General features: G+C 58.8%; 18 protein-coding genes. 17 read left to right on the forward strand and 1 reads right to left on the reverse strand.

Going from position 1 to position 15,413, the window contains the following annotated elements:
- Window positions 1-20: 20 nt before the first annotated feature.
- The 17 genes from KMP13_RS02315 (at window position 21) to KMP13_RS02395 (ending at window position 14,646) form a co-directional block, all read left to right on the forward strand.
- The gene (locus KMP13_RS02315; protein ID WP_215263950.1) at window positions 21-332 is read left to right on the forward strand and encodes a hypothetical protein; all 312 of its coding nucleotides are present in this window, start codon (window positions 21-23) and stop codon (window positions 330-332) included.
- Window positions 332-685: a hypothetical protein gene (locus tag KMP13_RS02320; RefSeq protein WP_215263952.1), complete on the forward strand. Its 354-nt coding sequence runs from the start codon at window positions 332-334 to the stop codon at window positions 683-685. Before KMP13_RS02315 ends, KMP13_RS02320 begins: the two co-directional genes overlap by 1 nt.
- The gene (locus KMP13_RS02325; RefSeq protein ID WP_215263954.1) at window positions 682-1,263 is read left to right on the forward strand and encodes a phage adaptor protein; all 582 of its coding nucleotides are present in this window, start codon (window positions 682-684) and stop codon (window positions 1,261-1,263) included. Before KMP13_RS02320 ends, KMP13_RS02325 begins: the two co-directional genes overlap by 4 nt.
- Complete coding sequence (locus tag KMP13_RS02330; RefSeq protein WP_215263956.1) at window positions 1,260-1,859, forward strand: hypothetical protein; 600 nt, start codon at window positions 1,260-1,262, stop codon at window positions 1,857-1,859. Before KMP13_RS02325 ends, KMP13_RS02330 begins: the two co-directional genes overlap by 4 nt.
- 5 nt (window positions 1,860-1,864) lie before the next feature.
- Window positions 1,865-3,484, forward strand: coding sequence for a hypothetical protein (locus tag KMP13_RS02335; RefSeq protein WP_215263958.1), 1,620 nt, complete (start codon window positions 1,865-1,867; stop codon window positions 3,482-3,484).
- Window positions 3,481-3,921, forward strand: coding sequence for a GNAT family N-acetyltransferase (locus KMP13_RS02340; protein WP_215263960.1), 441 nt, complete (start codon window positions 3,481-3,483; stop codon window positions 3,919-3,921). Before KMP13_RS02335 ends, KMP13_RS02340 begins: the two co-directional genes overlap by 4 nt.
- Window positions 3,914-5,599 carry a tail fiber domain-containing protein gene (locus tag KMP13_RS02345; RefSeq protein ID WP_215263961.1) on the forward strand — a complete coding sequence of 562 codons (1,686 nt, stop codon included), beginning with the start codon at window positions 3,914-3,916 and terminating at the stop codon, window positions 5,597-5,599. Before KMP13_RS02340 ends, KMP13_RS02345 begins: the two co-directional genes overlap by 8 nt.
- Window positions 5,596-7,263 carry a phage tail tip lysozyme gene (locus tag KMP13_RS02350; RefSeq protein WP_215263963.1) on the forward strand — a complete coding sequence of 556 codons (1,668 nt, stop codon included), beginning with the start codon at window positions 5,596-5,598 and terminating at the stop codon, window positions 7,261-7,263. The genes KMP13_RS02345 and KMP13_RS02350 overlap by 4 nt, the downstream gene beginning before the upstream one ends.
- Window positions 7,260-8,849, forward strand: a complete 1,590-nt coding sequence (locus KMP13_RS02355) for a hypothetical protein (RefSeq protein ID WP_215263965.1) — start codon at window positions 7,260-7,262, stop codon at window positions 8,847-8,849. The genes KMP13_RS02350 and KMP13_RS02355 overlap by 4 nt, the downstream gene beginning before the upstream one ends.
- Window positions 8,850-9,117: 268 nt before the next feature.
- Window positions 9,118-10,359, forward strand: a complete 1,242-nt coding sequence (locus KMP13_RS02360) for a peptidase G2 autoproteolytic cleavage domain-containing protein (protein ID WP_215263967.1) — start codon at window positions 9,118-9,120, stop codon at window positions 10,357-10,359.
- On the forward strand, window positions 10,356-10,601 hold the full coding sequence (locus KMP13_RS02365) for a hypothetical protein (RefSeq protein WP_215263969.1): 246 nt from the start codon (window positions 10,356-10,358) through the stop codon (window positions 10,599-10,601). The genes KMP13_RS02360 and KMP13_RS02365 overlap by 4 nt, the downstream gene beginning before the upstream one ends.
- A 68-nt stretch (window positions 10,602-10,669) precedes the next feature.
- Window positions 10,670-11,398, forward strand: a complete 729-nt coding sequence (locus tag KMP13_RS02370) for a lysozyme (RefSeq protein WP_215263971.1) — start codon at window positions 10,670-10,672, stop codon at window positions 11,396-11,398.
- Entirely contained in the window at window positions 11,398-11,745 is a 348-nt protein-coding gene (locus KMP13_RS02375; RefSeq protein ID WP_215263973.1) for a hypothetical protein, read from the forward strand. The genes KMP13_RS02370 and KMP13_RS02375 overlap by 1 nt, the downstream gene beginning before the upstream one ends.
- A complete protein-coding gene (locus KMP13_RS02380; RefSeq protein ID WP_215263975.1) occupies window positions 11,738-12,001 on the forward strand; it encodes a spike base protein, RCAP_Rcc01079 family in 264 nt (87 codons plus the stop codon). Before KMP13_RS02375 ends, KMP13_RS02380 begins: the two co-directional genes overlap by 8 nt.
- Window positions 12,002-12,169: 168 nt before the next feature.
- The gene (locus KMP13_RS02385) at window positions 12,170-13,441 is read left to right on the forward strand and encodes a hypothetical protein (protein ID WP_215263977.1); all 1,272 of its coding nucleotides are present in this window, start codon (window positions 12,170-12,172) and stop codon (window positions 13,439-13,441) included.
- Window positions 13,442-13,445: 4 nt separating this feature from the next.
- Entirely contained in the window at window positions 13,446-14,384 is a 939-nt protein-coding gene (locus KMP13_RS02390; protein ID WP_215263979.1) for a hypothetical protein, read from the forward strand.
- The gene (locus KMP13_RS02395) at window positions 14,374-14,646 is read left to right on the forward strand and encodes a hypothetical protein (protein WP_215263980.1); all 273 of its coding nucleotides are present in this window, start codon (window positions 14,374-14,376) and stop codon (window positions 14,644-14,646) included. The genes KMP13_RS02390 and KMP13_RS02395 overlap by 11 nt, the downstream gene beginning before the upstream one ends.
- Before the next feature lie 445 nt (window positions 14,647-15,091).
- Here KMP13_RS02395 and KMP13_RS02400 read toward each other — a convergent pair whose 3' ends face one another.
- Window positions 15,092-15,352: a hypothetical protein gene (locus KMP13_RS02400; RefSeq protein WP_215263981.1), complete on the reverse strand. Its 261-nt coding sequence runs from the start codon at window positions 15,350-15,352 to the stop codon at window positions 15,092-15,094.
- Window positions 15,353-15,413 lie beyond the last annotated feature (61 nt).

The raw sequence follows: 15,413 nt of genomic DNA on the forward strand, positions 1-15,413 counted from the left end.
CGATACCAAGAGGATAACCCATGACCAAACGTAGCGAGCGCACTGGCGCGGCTGCGCCGAAAGCCGCACCCACGTCGGCCCCTTCCGCGCAGCCGACCCCCGTACCGCAAACGGCGACCCCGGCCCCGCAACCCGCTGTAGCGCCGTCGTCAGCCCCACCCCCTGCGAAATCTGAGACGACCGTGGACATGCTGCTGCACCGCGACTGTTGGGACGAAAAAGGTGTGCGGCACAAAAAGGGCAAAGTCGTTCCATTCTCTGTTGAAACCGCCAAAAAGCTCCGCAAATCGGGCAAGGCCGAACGTTTCGACCCTCTGCTGGTGGACGGATGATGACGAACCCGGCCCCCGTCTTGAACTCCGACGACTTGGTCGAGGGTCAGTGGCACCTTTTCAACTACGACCACGACACGGGGACCGCGACCTACGTCATGGTGGACGGGGACCAGTACCGCGTCAAAGAGGAGCGCTTCGTTGATGGGGTTCTGCAGGTCAACCAGGAGTGCCGGAACGCCAATGACAAAGGTTGGGCGGGCGACGTGCATTTGGTGGCCGCAATACCCCAGCACCTATTCTACAACACAGCACTCGGTGAAGCCGCAAAAGAAAATGACGATAAATTCGTCATGAAGTGGCTCAACGACAGTGACAACGAAGCGTTCCGGCTGAAAGAAGGTCGCGTTTGATCACCGATTATTCCGAACTAGTCGCCGAGGTCACAGAACGGTCCGGCGTCTCTGGGGTGGCCAACCGCGCGGCCATGTTCGTAGGGCTGGCCGAACGCGCGCTGTCCAAGCGGCTCCGGGTAGCCGACGCAGAGACCGTGGCCACCCTTACAACAGATGCCGAGGGACGCACGGGCCTGCCATCCGATTTCGAGATGGTGCGCCAGATTTTCGTGCCACCGGGGATCGAACTGCCCGCGCGCCCTCTGGCGTCGATCCAATCGCAATTCTCTCGTGTAGAAGGGTACGCGATCCGCGGGCCTGAATTGGTGTCCAGCAAGCGCGAGACAGCGCACGAAGTGATCTATTACGCTTCGATCCCATCGCTGGTCACAAACGGCTCGAACTGGCTGCTGGAGCGCGAGCCGGAAATCTATTTGCACGCGGTTCTCCACCAGATCTATGTGTTTGGGACGGATGTAGAGCGGGCGCAGGTAACCGCCAGCTACTTGGATCAACTGGTGTCTGAGTTCCTGGCCGCTGATCGATCCGCGCGCTACGGGCAAATGCGGATCACCCCGCCAAGGGCGGCGCAATGAGCGCGGAAACCGTTTTACAAAGCGTCTTGCTGGAAGTCGGTTTGGACATACCCGGTGCCCAGATCACCAGCGCGGACTACCAAGTTCGGCAGGTTGTGGCATTCATGAATGATGCGGGTGAAGACATCGCGCGTCGGACTGAATGGTCCCGGCTTTACATTGATTGGGAAGTGCCGGGGGGCGTTTCGGCGGTGGATCTGCCCGACGACTTCCAAGAGATGGCCGAGCAAGGCGCCGTTTGTTTGATTGGCGTACCGTATACCCCCGTGCGGTCAGTCATTGCGCCGGAACAGTGGGATTTCTTGGTCGCGAGACCTTCGGCCCAACCCTATTACCATCTGCGGGGTGGCCAGTTGCGGTTTTCGCCAGAGCTTCCCGCCGACGGTGCCCGGGTCCGGTATGTCTCACGCCAATGGGTGAACGGTCGTGATCGGATCGCCGCGAACGCGGACACCTTAAAAATCCCGGAACGGCTTGTTCAAAAAGGCGCGGTCTGGCGCTGGAAGCGGCAAAAAGGTTTGAACTACGACGATGCGTCTGCCGAATTCGAAGCCGATTTGTTGACCGAAGTTAAAGCAGACAGAGGCCAAGCGTGATCAGTGTGCAGCCATCTCGCGTGCGCCCATCTGGCCGGGTCGCGACCCCGAGTGACAAAACCCCGACCGCGCGCACCGAGACGTTTGCTGCACCAATCGACGGCTGGGTGACGAACGAAAACCTCGCGTTGCAAGGCACCACCACTGCGTTGGTGCTCGACAATTTCTGGCCGACGGCGACCGGCGTAGAACCTCGCGGGGGTTCCGAGTTCCGGGTCTCGGTACCTGGCGCGGTCCGATCCATCTTTGAATACCGAGGCGGTGAAACTCCCGTATTCTTCGCCGCGACGGACACCGCGATCTATGAATTCCTCCCCGAAACTCCGACGGGTGCCACGCTCACGAACCCCGAGGTTTCGGGACAGACCTCCGGGTCCTACATCCAATTGGAAACCCAAACAGACGGCGGCTCGTACCTGACGGTTGTAAACGGGGCCGACCACCTGCAAATCTACGACGGGACGGACTGGCAACAAGTTACCGACGTTTCGGAACCGTTCTCCATTACGGGTGTCGACACCCGCCGATTGGCGCACGTATGGTCTTACAACAACCGCCAATTCTACATCGAACGGGGTTCTCTCAACGCTTGGTACCTCGGCATCAACAGTGTGGCGGGGCCTGCCGAGAGACTACCGCTGACAGGGATCTTCCGTAGGGGCGGTTCCCTCCTATTTGGCGCTTCCTGGTCTGACGATAGCGGCGACGACAGCAGTGATCGCTGCGTGTTCGTGACAGATCGCGGTGAATTCGCGGTCTACCAAGGTGACCCAAGCAGCGCCGCCACATGGCAATTCGCCGGGGTCTACGACATCGGGACCCCGTTAGGTCCAGACGCCGCACTTGCTGTGGGGGGTGATCTGATCATCGCCACTCAAACAGGGTTGATCCCGGTTTCTGCGGCGGTTCAAAAAGACGTCGGAGAACTTGAACTCGTGGCCCTCTCCCGCCCTATCGGCAACGAATGGCGGCGGACGGCTCAACTGACCGGGTTCGGCACGCCATGGCGTGTGGAGAAATGGGCCGAACGCAATATGGCGCTGGTGGTCCCTCCTATGGACGCCGGGGCGGAGCCCCAGGCTTTTGTAGTGAACCTCGAAACGAGAGCTTGGGCGCGATTTCTTGGGTGGTCGATGAATGACCTAAGAGTTTTGGCCGGCCAACTACATTTCGGTGGCGAGGATGGCCGATTACTGCGCGGGGACACAGGCGGTACCGATGACGGGGCCGTCGTTAGCTGTTCCCTGTGTTGGGCGTTCACCCATCTGGGCGCGCCGGGAGCTTTCAAAACCGCACATTCTATGCGGGGGGTGTTTCGGCACACCACCCCGTTCGTCGCCAAATTGAGCGTGACCACGGACTACCGTACCGGGTTCCCCACTGCGCCCAACAGCTTACAGGGGCAGAACGGTGTGGCTACCAAATGGGACGTGGCGGCGTGGGACGCAGCATCATGGGCAGCCACCAACACCGACTGGTCAGTAAGTGAAAAATGGGAGGCTGTGAGCGGCCAAGGGTACGCTTTGGCCGCCCAATTACAGGTCACGTCTGGCGCGACGACCAAACTGGGTTGCGAACTGATCTCGGTCGATTTGGTGTTCACAACGGGAGACACGGTGGTTTGATCCCGGTTCTCGACTCACCTAGACCCGTCGTTCGATTTGTCGAATTCGGCCTATGGCAGGGTGCAAAAACTTTTGGACCTGCGACGGGCATTGGGTTCGCGACCCCCGAGGCGGGGCTTGTTGCGGGCGTCGTCTACCACAACTTTGACCCGGACGAAGGGCGAATTGAGCTTTCCGGGTATGCGGAGCGGGCGGACTGGTTGTCGCGGTCGAACTTGCGGGAAATCTTCCACTACCCTTTCGAGCAGGTCGGTGTGCGGATCGTGATCGCCCGCCACTCTGAGAGAAATGTGCGAGCGGTTCGCCTTTGGGACCGCCTCGGGGCCGTCCAGCACCACGTGCCGGAGATCCGAGCGCGCGGAGAAGCCGAAATCATCGCGGTATTGGACCGCGAAGCGTGGCAAAACTCAAAATTCTTCGGAGAAAAAAATGGGTAAATCCAAAGCGCCGGCCCCGCCGGACCCACGCGTCACTGCCGGTGCGCAGACCGCACAAAACATCGGCACGGCAATCGCGCAACAGTCTCTGAACAACATCAACCAGGTGACCCCTTACGGCTCCCTAAGTTACGAACAGACAGGGACCACGCAATACACCGACCCGAACAACGGTCAGGTGTACAACATCCCACAGTATACTGCTGAACAAACTCTCTCGGGTAGCCAGCGCCGTCTCCAAAGGGTCAACGATACCACTCAGCTGAACTTGGCGAAGCTGGGAAGACAACAATCCAACCGGTTGGGTAGGGTCTTGGGTAAATCCATAAACACCCGCAATCTACCGAAGCGTGGACGTGTCGGAAAGCTTGGTACGCCAGACCTCGAAGAAACGCAAAGCAGCGCGGGATTGCAAACAGGGATCGCCAACGCGGGCAACGTGACTTCTGGGATCGCCAACGCGGGCAACGTGACTTCTGGGATCGCCAATGCGGGGAACGTGACTTCTGGGATCGCCAATGCGGGGAACGTGACTTCTGGGATCGCCAATGCGGGGGATATCACCAAAACATACGGCACCGACTTTTCACAAGATCGACAAAGGGTCGAAGACGCACTACTCGAACGGCTGAACCCCTCGCTGGAGCGGGACCAAGAGGCACTCGAAGCGCGCTTAGCGTCACAAGGGATTCGCCGGGGCTCGGCGGCGTTCTCTGACGCTTTCGAAGATTTCGGTCGCCAGCGGAACGACGCGCGATTGGCGGCTGTTCTCGGTGCGGGCCAGGAACAGTCACGGCTTGCCGGACTTGAGGCGCAGCGCGCACAGTTTGAAAACAGTGCACAGGCCCAAAATTTCGGACAGAACGCTCAACGATCCGCTTTCGCGAATGAGGCACAGGCCCAGCGTTTCGGACAGAACGCTCAACGATCCGCTTTCGCGAATGAGGCACAGGCCCAGCGTTTCGGGCAAAACGCTCAACGATCCGCTTTCGCGAATGAGGCACAGGCCCAGCGTTTCGGACAAAATGCTCAGCGGTCCGCTTTCGCGAATGAAGCACAGGCCCAGCGTTTCGGACAAAACGCTGCGCAAGCCCAATTCACAAACACCGCCCGACAGCAAGAATTCGCGAACGCGGCTGGGGCGACCCAAGCGAACAACTCCGCCGAACTGCAACGTTTTAACGCGGGATTGGCCCTGTCGGGCGCGCAGGACGCACAGCGTGCCTCAGCGCTTCAAGAGCGGTTCGCTACAAGAAACCAAACACTTAACGAGATTTCCGCACTGTCGTCGGGGTCCCAAGTGCAAACGCCGAGCTTTCTGAATACCCAACCGGCGCAGCTCGCAAATACGGACGTGGCTGGTATCAACTTCGCGTCCAATCAGGCGGCGCAGGCGAACTATCAGGCACAGGTCGGTCAGCAAAACAGCCTTATCGGCGGACTTGCTGGTCTCGGGAGCGCGTTCATCCTTTCGGATAGGCGTGCGAAAACCGACATCGACAAACTCGGCAAGACAAATGACGGCCTCGGGATTTACAAATACCGATACAAGAGCGGCGGGCCAACCCAGATCGGCCTCATGGCGCAGGAGGTCGAGAAAAAGAAACCGGGCGCGGTCGCAGAATTCAACGGTCTGAAAATGGTCAACTATGACAAAGCGCTCAAGGAGGCCTCATGAGCTTTCGCGACATCCTGGCGAACCGAGACCAGTTCATCTTCGGCGGCGGTACCGAATTGTCCTACGAGGACATCCAATCCAAGCGCAAAACGGTGGAACGCCTCACGCAAGGAGCACTTCAAACGCCAAGAAACCTTGGTGAGGGGCTGAGTGCGATCGGTCAGGCCATCGCGGCCCGCCAGTTAGGCAAACGCGTGGACACAGCAGAGACCAAGGGGCGGGACGCCTTCAATGATCGGTTCAACGCAGCACTCGGCGGTTCAGGACGCCGACAACCGGGGGCCAGCGGTTCACCAAACGCTGTCCGCGACGGGTTGGTCGCTCGCGGGCTACCCGAACATGTTGCCGACGGTTTCGTGATGAACTTCCAAGACGAGAGCGGCTTGCGCACGGACATAAACGAGCAAAACCCCACGGTTCCAGGCAGCCGTGGCGGCTTCGGTCTGGCGCAATGGACCGGACCGCGCCGCCGCCAATTGGAACAGTTCGCCACGCAGAATGGCACATCGGTTTCGGATCTGGACACGCAGTTGGACTTTCTGGTCCAAGAGCTTCAAGGCCCCGAAGCGAACGCAGCCCGTTCCATTTTCTCTGCCAACGACGCAGGCGGTGCAGCGGACGCGATCTTGCGCGATTTCCTACGCCCGGCCCCGGAACACGTAGCGACACGATCCGCACGATACTTGGGGGGTGGCCCTGGGCAAGCTGGGGTGAACCCGGAACTCGCACAGCTCGCGGCTGACCCGTTCGCGAGCAATGAACAGCGGTCTGTGTTGGCGCAATTGTTGCAACAGCAGATATCGGGGGCGGACCCCTTGCGCCAGTTGCAGATCCAGCGGGCGCAGGTGGGCCTGGAAACTGATCAATCTCAGCTCGATCAGTTGCGGCAGCGGGGTCCTGAACCCGTTCGCGGCGTCGAGGTCGACGGGCGGATCGTGAACCCGGTATCGGGTGAGGTTATTTACGAGCCGAACGGGGTGGGGGGTCGCCCCGGAAACTTGGGCATCCAGCCGGTTTATGGCCGAGATGCGGAAGGTAACACGGTCATTCTTCAATTGAGTAAAGACGGCCAAGCGGTACAGACCGCGTTGCCAGACGGCGTCCAACCGGACCTATCGGTTCGAGGGTTTGAACAGGCGCGCGGGACCGCACTTGGTAAAGCCACTGGTGAGGCTACCGCGTCTGCGGACGCGGACTTCCAGACAGGCCAAAACGCGCTGGATCTGATCAACAGCATCCGCGATGATCCGAACCGCGAACGAGGTACCGGAAAGACCGCGATCCTGAACCAATTTCCAGGGACCAAGGGTTTTGACTTCCAACTGAAAGTGGATCAGGCAAAATCCGGGGCGTTCCTTTCTGCGATCCAGAACCTACGAGGCCTTGGCGCGCTTTCGAATGCGGAAGGCCAAGCGGCGACGGCTGCCGTGACCCGGATGAATACGTCGTCCACGGAAGAAGGGTTCCTCGAAGCTTTGGGCGATTACGAGCGCATTGTTCAGCAAGGCATGGCCAGCGCACAGGCACGTGGCGGCGGTCCTGCCCCGTCGTTTGAAGAAAGCGCGGCCCGATTGCAGGACCAAGTCCAAGGCGTACCGGACTTCGGAAGCCTGTCGGACGAAGAATTGGACGCATGGTTGGCGACAAACGGGAGTGGTCAATGAACGATGCACTGAGAGCGGCCTTGGTCGAAAAGGCACGGCGGGAAAAGGCGCGCCGTCAAGGCACGGCCCAGCAAAACGCCCCTATCGCTACCACCGCTGACGGGGGGCGTGTTTTTCGAGCGGCAGACGGGTCCTTGAGTTTTGCGAGCCCGGGCTTTTCTACCACTGATCAGGACACAATTGCGCGGATCATGGAGGGGGCGACCCCGGCCCAGGCCAGCGAGTGGACGCCGGAGGTCAGCACCGGGGGTGCGGGCGTGATCGCAGCACGCGGCGCGTTGCAAGGGGTCTCGCACGGCTACAGTGATGAGGTTACGGCGCGGGCGGCGTCTCTGTTATCTGGCCGCGACTATGAAACCGAATTGGCCGCAGAGCGCCAACGGCTGACCCAAGGGCGCGAAGAAGCTCCCGTCGCCGCAATTGGGGGTGAAGTAGCCGGGGCAGTCGCGGCCCCCGCCGCCGCGATCCGCGCACTGCGCGGCCCCAGCTACCTTGGCCGGGCAGCCGCAAGCGGGGGCGTCGCAGCCGCGAGCGGAGCACTATATGGTTTTGGTGCAGGTGAAGGTGGGATCACAAACCGTGCACAGAACGCAGCAGTTACGGGCGCGATCAGTGGGGGTATCGGCGCCCTGGCTCCCTTCGGCGGTACGTTGGCCAAGCAACTCTTCGACCGTGTTGCAAGACTGCGGGCACCGGGTCGTACAGCCCGAAACGCCCCGAGCACCGACGCTCTGCGATCCCAGGCCCGTCAGCTCTTTGAGAGAGCGGATAGCGCCCCGGCGTTGGATCGAGCGACTTTGACGTCGGCTGCGACCGGCATCGCCCAACGGGCAGAACGCGCCGGGTTGGACGAAGCGCTGACGCCGCAAGCCGACCGAGCCGTCACACGTGTGTTGGACGAAGCCACGAACCAAAATCCCCAGATCGCGTTCAGGGATCTCGATGTTTTGCGGCGTCAGGCTTCCGTCCCCGCGGGGAACCGAAGCAATCCGGTGGAAGCGGCAATTGGTTCGAGATTGGTGGAAGATCTGGACGGCGTCGTCGACGCCGCATCCCCGCAACTAGGTCGGGACGTGGCCAAGGCGCGGGAGCTTTGGGGACGACTACGCCGAACTGAACTTTTGGACAACGCCGCAGAAACGGCCCAGAACCAAGCCAGCGGCTTCGAGAATGGATTGAGGGTGGAATACCGAAAGATCCTGAACAACCCACGCAAGCGGCGCGGGTTCTCCAAAGACGAAATCGCCGCCATGGAACGCGTTGTTAGGGGCTCGACGCTGAACAATGTGGCGCGAACGGTCGGAAAACTCGGGGTCGGCGTTGGTCAACAAAGCAACGCGCTACTGGCTGTCACGGGTACCGCCGGTGGGGTGGCACTGGGGGGTCTTGGGGGGTTGGCGGTCCCAGTCGCGGGTACAGTCGCCCAGAAACTTGCCGAACGCGGAACACGAAAGAGCGCAGAACTGGCGAGGGGGTTGGCGGCGTCCGGGGGTGCCCAATCGGTTCCTCAACTTGGAAATCTGCAACGTCTACTGATTGAGAGCTTGGCGCGACGCGGGGCCAACACAGTAGAAGCTGTCCGTTAGGTGAACCCAACCATAATTAGGACAAATGCCCCTAGTGAGCCGCACACGCAGAGCAAAGCCCACAACGGCATCGTGTCCCCGCTGGCGTCATGGTAGCGAGCTTCGCCCATCCCGGCCCGGAACGCCATTAACATAACGCCCCCCAAGAACACCCCTGCTGCGATTTGGAATACCGTATCCATGGCCCAAAAGTGGTGATCGAGCGCCATGTAGTCAACCCTGGAACGAACCGGGCGCGGCCCTTTCCGTTGAAAATTTGGAGAAATAAATGCCTTTCAATGCATCTGGCGTTTTTCAGCGCCTGTTCAACTGGCGCACTGACCGCGACAACAACGTCAATATCCGCGCGGATCGTATGGACCAGGAATTTGACGGGATCGCTGCGGCGATTAACGACATTCTGAGCGGTAGTGTTGGTTTCCGCGCGCCCGTTCGCGGCGTCTTCGGAACAGAAGCTCTCCCCGCGTATTCCTTCACTGACGACCCGGACACGGGGTTCTACCGGAAATCCGAGAATGCTGTAGCTTTCGCTGTAGGCGGGCAAGACGTTTTCTATTTAACACCCGATGGAGTGGGCATCGGGACGCAGGCTCCGCTGACCGACCTCCATGTGCACCAAGGCGGTGGAGGCTCCACACGCGTCCGAGTGGAAAATGGGGAAGGGCACGCCGACTTCATCGCGGATTTTGCCCGCGCCCGAATTATCGCGAATGACGGCGGCGGCGCTGCGGATTTCTATAGTTACGGCAGAGTGGATGTTTCGGGTGATGCCACCAACAACAACCATAAACTCGGGGTCTTCTGCTCAAATTTAAACTACAACAATGATACTTTTCGGCTCGTCCATGGCAGACCGGCAACGAGCGGGTTTAGCTTCTTCCGTTGCATAAGCAATGACGCAGTAAGTCCGGATGTCGAGATTATTGGCCGGGGCAATGGTGACCTCGCTATGGACGGCAATGTGTCAAGCGGCGGTGCCGACTACGCTGAATTCTTTGAATGGGCGGACGGCAACCCCGAAGGAGATGACCGGCGCGGTGTCTCGGTTGTTTTGGTGGAGGATAAGATCCGGCCAGCCGAAGAGGGTGAAGTGCCTTTCGGTGTGATTTCGGCAAACCCGTCCGTTGTCGGTGACGCCGACATTGACCGCTGGATGTACAAGTATCTGCGCGACGACTTTGGGTCGCCAATCTTAGAAGATTACGAAATTGTCGAATGGGAAGCCACGGATGGTGAAACGGGTGAAGTAGAACACTATCAGTTCGTTGCGGATGCCCTTCCAGATGGAACTGCCGTTCCAGAAGATGCGAAGAGGACCGTGGCCAAGCGCCGGGTACTGAACCCCGAATGGGGTCCAAATCGGGAATACACACCCCGCAGAGATCGGGCGGAATGGGACTGTGCGGGCCTTATGGGAAAGTTACGCCTGCGCAAGGGACAGCCGGTCGCGCCGGGGTGGATCAAGATGAAAGACGTCAGTGAAACCGTAGAGATGTGGCTGGTGAAATGAAGGAAGTTCTTGAAACATTGGTCGAGACACGTACCGCAGAAGTCGCAGGGAACTGGGGAACCTTTGGCGGTTCTATCGCTGCCGTCCTCGCTTGGATCGGGTCGCAAGATGTCGCGGCCGGATTGGGCGTCATCATCGGTGTGGCAGGCCTGGCCCTGAGTTTCTGGCGGGTTCGGTTCGCGGCCCGTATCGAGCGTGCCAAATTGACGCCAGAGCAGCGCGCGACGTTCGAGCAGTCTTAAGCCTCTAAAAACTCTGACTATAACCCCCACAAGCCCGCACGCGGGCTCTTTTGGCATGGAGATTTGCCATGAAACTGCAAGACGACTGGAAACAAACGGCGCGGACCGCGTGGTCGATCCGCCTCATGGTTGTGGCGGCATTGATCGCCGGACTGGCCGCCTTTCTCGCCGCAATCGACGCTTCGGTGTTAGGGGTCCCTCCGCTCTATTTCGCTGCGGCTTCTGCGCTCTTGAACACACTCGCTATCCCTGCCCGCCTGATTTTGCAGGACAGCCTGCCGACGCTACGCCAGTTTTTCACCGACGAGGGTGGTGCAGTGCGGAAACGAACTGTCGGTTTGCTCGCGGCGGGCGGTGTTGCACTTTCAGGGGCCGTTTCTTTCGTCGGACAGTGGGAGGGTTTGCGAACAGAAGCCTACCGAGACATCGTAGGGGTTTGGACTGTCTGCTACGGCGAAACAAAAGGTGTGACCCCCATAGACCGGTATTCGAAAGCTGAGTGCGACCGAATGTTGGGTGCGCGGGTCCTTGAGTTTGAACGCGAATTGGACCGCTGTTTGACCGGGTCGGTGCCCGTGGGTGCCAAGATCGCTTTTGTCTCTTGGGCCTACAACGTCGGCGTTGGCGCAGCTTGCCGCTCGACATTGGTGCGCAAGGCCAATGTCGGGGACGTCCGGGGGGCGTGTAACGAGCTGCCCCGCTGGAACCGTGCAGGTGGGCGGGTCGTGCGGGGCCTCACGAACCGGCGAATGTCGGAACGCGACCTCTGTCTTCGCGCGGTCGAAGGGGTGGCGTAATGCGCCCGCTAGCTCTGTGCCTCCTGCTGTTAGGCTGTGGCGTTTCGCCGCTTAAATTGGGCGGCCCGAATGTCGCGGCCAATGTGCAGGCGGGCGCAGAGAACGTGCAAGGTTTCAAAACAGACCAAGGCCAGTCGGTTTCGCGCGTGACCGGCGACGTGCGCCAAGAGCGCGCCGCCCGGCAGGTGCGCGCCGAAACCATCGATACCGTTGTCACCTACCAAAACCAGCCCTGGCTGATCTGGGCGTTGGTTTTGGCCTTCTTTTTGGACAGCCCGCTGCGTTGGCCCGAACAAATCTACGCGGCGTTCTCACGTCGCAAATCAAATGGAGAAAGACATGCCTGAATTCCAAGATCTCGGCCACGTTGGCGTCCAATTCGACAGCCCCGGAGTGCGGCACTTCGCGATTGACCCAGCCGACGGACAAGACCTGCCAATTCGACCCCGCGTTCTCCGGGTTCTCGCGACGGGGAACTTGGCTGTACGGGACGAGCTTGGCGAAACTATCGTCTATCCCGTTTTCGCTGGTGAGACGTTTGCTTTCTCCGGTGTCGGGATTGATGAGACAGGAACCACTGCTGATGTCGTTGGGTGGCTCTGATGTTAGGTTTGGGTCTCGGTATCACGAATCTTCTGCTTTTGCGTCCGTTCACCGCGATCACTCGCCTTGTGCGCAACCAGGACGGCACGGTCACCGTGGAGGCCCTTGAAGCCCCGTCCTTAAGAACTACCCGCAATCTAGACGGCACAGTCACCGTGGAGAATTAAAATGCCCGAATTTCGTTGGTCGATTGATGGCGGTGTGACCTGGACCTATGAGGACCAGACGTTGCCATATGTTTTACCCGTTAATGTGGGGCAGTACCCGTTGGTTCAGGGCATCGGCGCGCGCGTCACCGCTGGCGACTATATCCCGCCGCCGGTGGTGCCTGTCGACACTGCTCCAAGTGGCCCAGAGGTCATCGCCCCCGGTGCGTCCTACACGCTGACCCGTGGAGTCGAACCTAATCTGCTGGCAGACATTGCTGCAGCTGGCCCGTACACTTCGACAGGGATGCCCCGCGGGCTGTCCGTTGACCCCGATAGTGGCGTTATTGAGGGTGAGCCTCTAGAGTTTAAGCCTTTCGAGCAAGCTACTATATCGCGTGGTGGAGTGGATCAGGTGGTTAGCTTCGGCGTTAGGCCCAACGCCCTGTTCCCCGTGCCGATTGCGGATGCCGGGGTCAATCCACTGCGCAACGTTGATTGGACTTCGATAGATCGTCAAGACCTTTGGTCAACCAATGTAACTGTTGGTGATAATGTTGACGCCAATGCCGATCAATCCGCATTGGTAGCCGCGTATCTATCTGCGGCCAACGATCAGGGATCTGTTACCGCTCCGAAGTATCACAAAATCGTTTATACCGGGGCACACATAGATGAAGCCACTGCTCCAAATTTCGTTCGCACTGGCATTGATGACCCGAATACTGTCATCGTGGTTGTGGCCCAGCACCCCACGGATGAATACACGAAAGTTAGCCAAGTTCGCCTCAGGTCCTTTCCTGTGATGGTCGGATGGCACATACACGGGTGCGGGAATTCAGGCGCATACGATACAGTTCCAGTCAATAATTATGTAGATGTTGGGACCGATGGTATACACATGCAGGCTGTAGCCTGCCGGTTCGGATCGTGGTGGTTGCGAATTGATTTCTCCGTCGAGGGGCAGGATCTAAAGATGCGGTCGCGAAACAACGGATCGTATGTAATCGAGAAGAGCGAATTTGCTGGCCTGTATGGTGGGATTAATACTGAAGCTGCGAATGGCGCTATTCTTGGGTGTAATTTCCACAACATGTCAGAGGACCATTTTCGGTTTTTCTTCTCAGACACCTCAGCAACAGACACCCTGTCATACATTTTTGGCAACACACTTAGTCGAAACACTGTAGTTTACCGTGACGACCTGACTGTCGGGCAGTCCCACATTGACATCGGGTCCCAGCATGATCTGGGGTCCGCATTGACGCCGCGCGCACGTGCACTCCGGATATAATGTTATGATCAGTGATGCGGGGCTGTACGCGTCCACAGGTTATCGACTGAATGGAACTGGCGTCCCAGCGGACAATAGCAGGATGGGCCGTGTCGTTATTGAAAACGACGTCTTTTTCATTACGGGCTATGATGGCGCGGTTTTCCAAAACGCCGAAAGCGTCGCTATGGATGGGTTTGTGTGTCTGCCGCCGCCCGGGCTACCCATGCTAGCGTCGAGATTGGATTTCAACACCGTCGACACGGCAGATCTGTCAAACATCGCATTCACGCACTTTTTAGATGAGGCTTTCACAATCAGCGGAAACGAGGTTGAGTTTGACCAGCAGACGAGCGGCGCGGCAGACAGCATAGACCAACTGTTCCCTCAGTATGCGGGCTCTGTAGAGAGCATGCAGCATTACGCAGCAGGAAATTATTTCGTGCCCGATCATGTGAACTTTTCCCATCACCCAAATGAAATTCGAGCATTTGCATCGGCGGCCCTGATGCGAGGGTCGGGGTGGTCAGACCCAATGAACCTAACCAGTGACCCCGCAGGGTGGGACGCAATGGGATGGGGCGCAGCTCCCACGGTGACGCCACCTGAAATCACAAGCTCCACCGCGTCAATGGATGGGTCTAGCGTCACCGTGACGGCGACCGTGACCGAGGCATCCCGCATTTACTGGACTGTGACAGAGATTGACGACACGCCCAACCCAGTTGCCGCACGCCAACACAGGCTGACGGATGGGCGGGCGGCGGGGCCGCAGAATGGTGATTCCCAGGATGTAATGCCTGACAGGGGCGTGGTAATCGCCGAAATTGGCGTGAATGACATACCTGTGGACAGATCTAGGCTAAGCGACGGCGCATCATACAGGATTATCATGGTCGCCGAAGGGGAGGCGGGCACGTTGTCTGACGTGGTGCGGACAGTGGAGTTCAGACATGACCCATAGTGACGATCTGATGAACGCCGCCCGTCTCGCGAAGGACCGCCATAAGTATGCGAAGAGCGCGCGCGCGCTTGTCTTTAGCAAAGGCGATGGTGCGGCCAACCATAACTACCTACCGGAGATCCAGGCCAGCCACGCCCAGCATGGCAGCGACACGGTGATCTCCTTTGGTCTGGGCGTGGCACCGGACGCGGGCACCGTTTTGGTGTCTGACCTGGGGCCGAACGATCCGATGCAGCTCCACCTGGTGCTGAGACCGGCCTAACATCATCAGGGTAGGTCCGTGTCTGTTCCTCGGCAGTTTATGGATTTAGGGTATTGGCGGATTTTTGTTCTTTGAAGTGTAGGCAGTTCGCCTCCGCCAGGGGGAGTTTGTGTCCCAATTCGACCACTAACCCATTGTTCGCTAACACCCCTCAAGCCACCCTTGTGTCCCGTCCGTTTCGTTGATTTTAAAGGGAAAAAGCGGGTTTTGGGCAGTCCTCCCGGGATCGCCACTTCTTCACTCTTACACTGTCCCTACAGCATAACAGTGATCATTTTGGGCAAAATCGTGCCAATTGGCTGTTAAGGCAATTGTTCACATTGGCCGTGCTCAGAAAAGAATGACGGTAACGAGCAGCAAATGCCTTGCTCTAACTTTCTGCTTTCAAATGCTTTTTAGAAACAGCCTGAACAGCATCCTCACGTAAGTAGATCCCGCCATAGGCCTAGCTGCTCGGCAAGAAGGGAAGGATGCCTGCGATTTTCAAGGCGTGTCGAATTGTGTTTCGGTGCTGCCCAGTTTCAGCAGACAGCATTGTGATCGTTGTAAAGCGTGCCTTGAACGCATCAATGTCTTCATCTGTCATAATATAAATGAGCTGCTTCGTGTTCGGGTACCCTACCTGTGTGGCGAGGCTATGCCCGTCCTGAACAAAGGCGACAAAGGCACCTTTCTGGCGCAGGCCGATGCTGCGGTAATCCCCCATTTTTAATGGGGCTCAGCCGTTCGATTCACGCGGCTGTTCTCAGCTTCATAGCGGGTGTCAT

Source organism: Epibacterium ulvae, from assembly GCF_018678075.1.
Lineage (GTDB): Bacteria > Pseudomonadota > Alphaproteobacteria > Rhodobacterales > Rhodobacteraceae > Epibacterium > Epibacterium ulvae_A.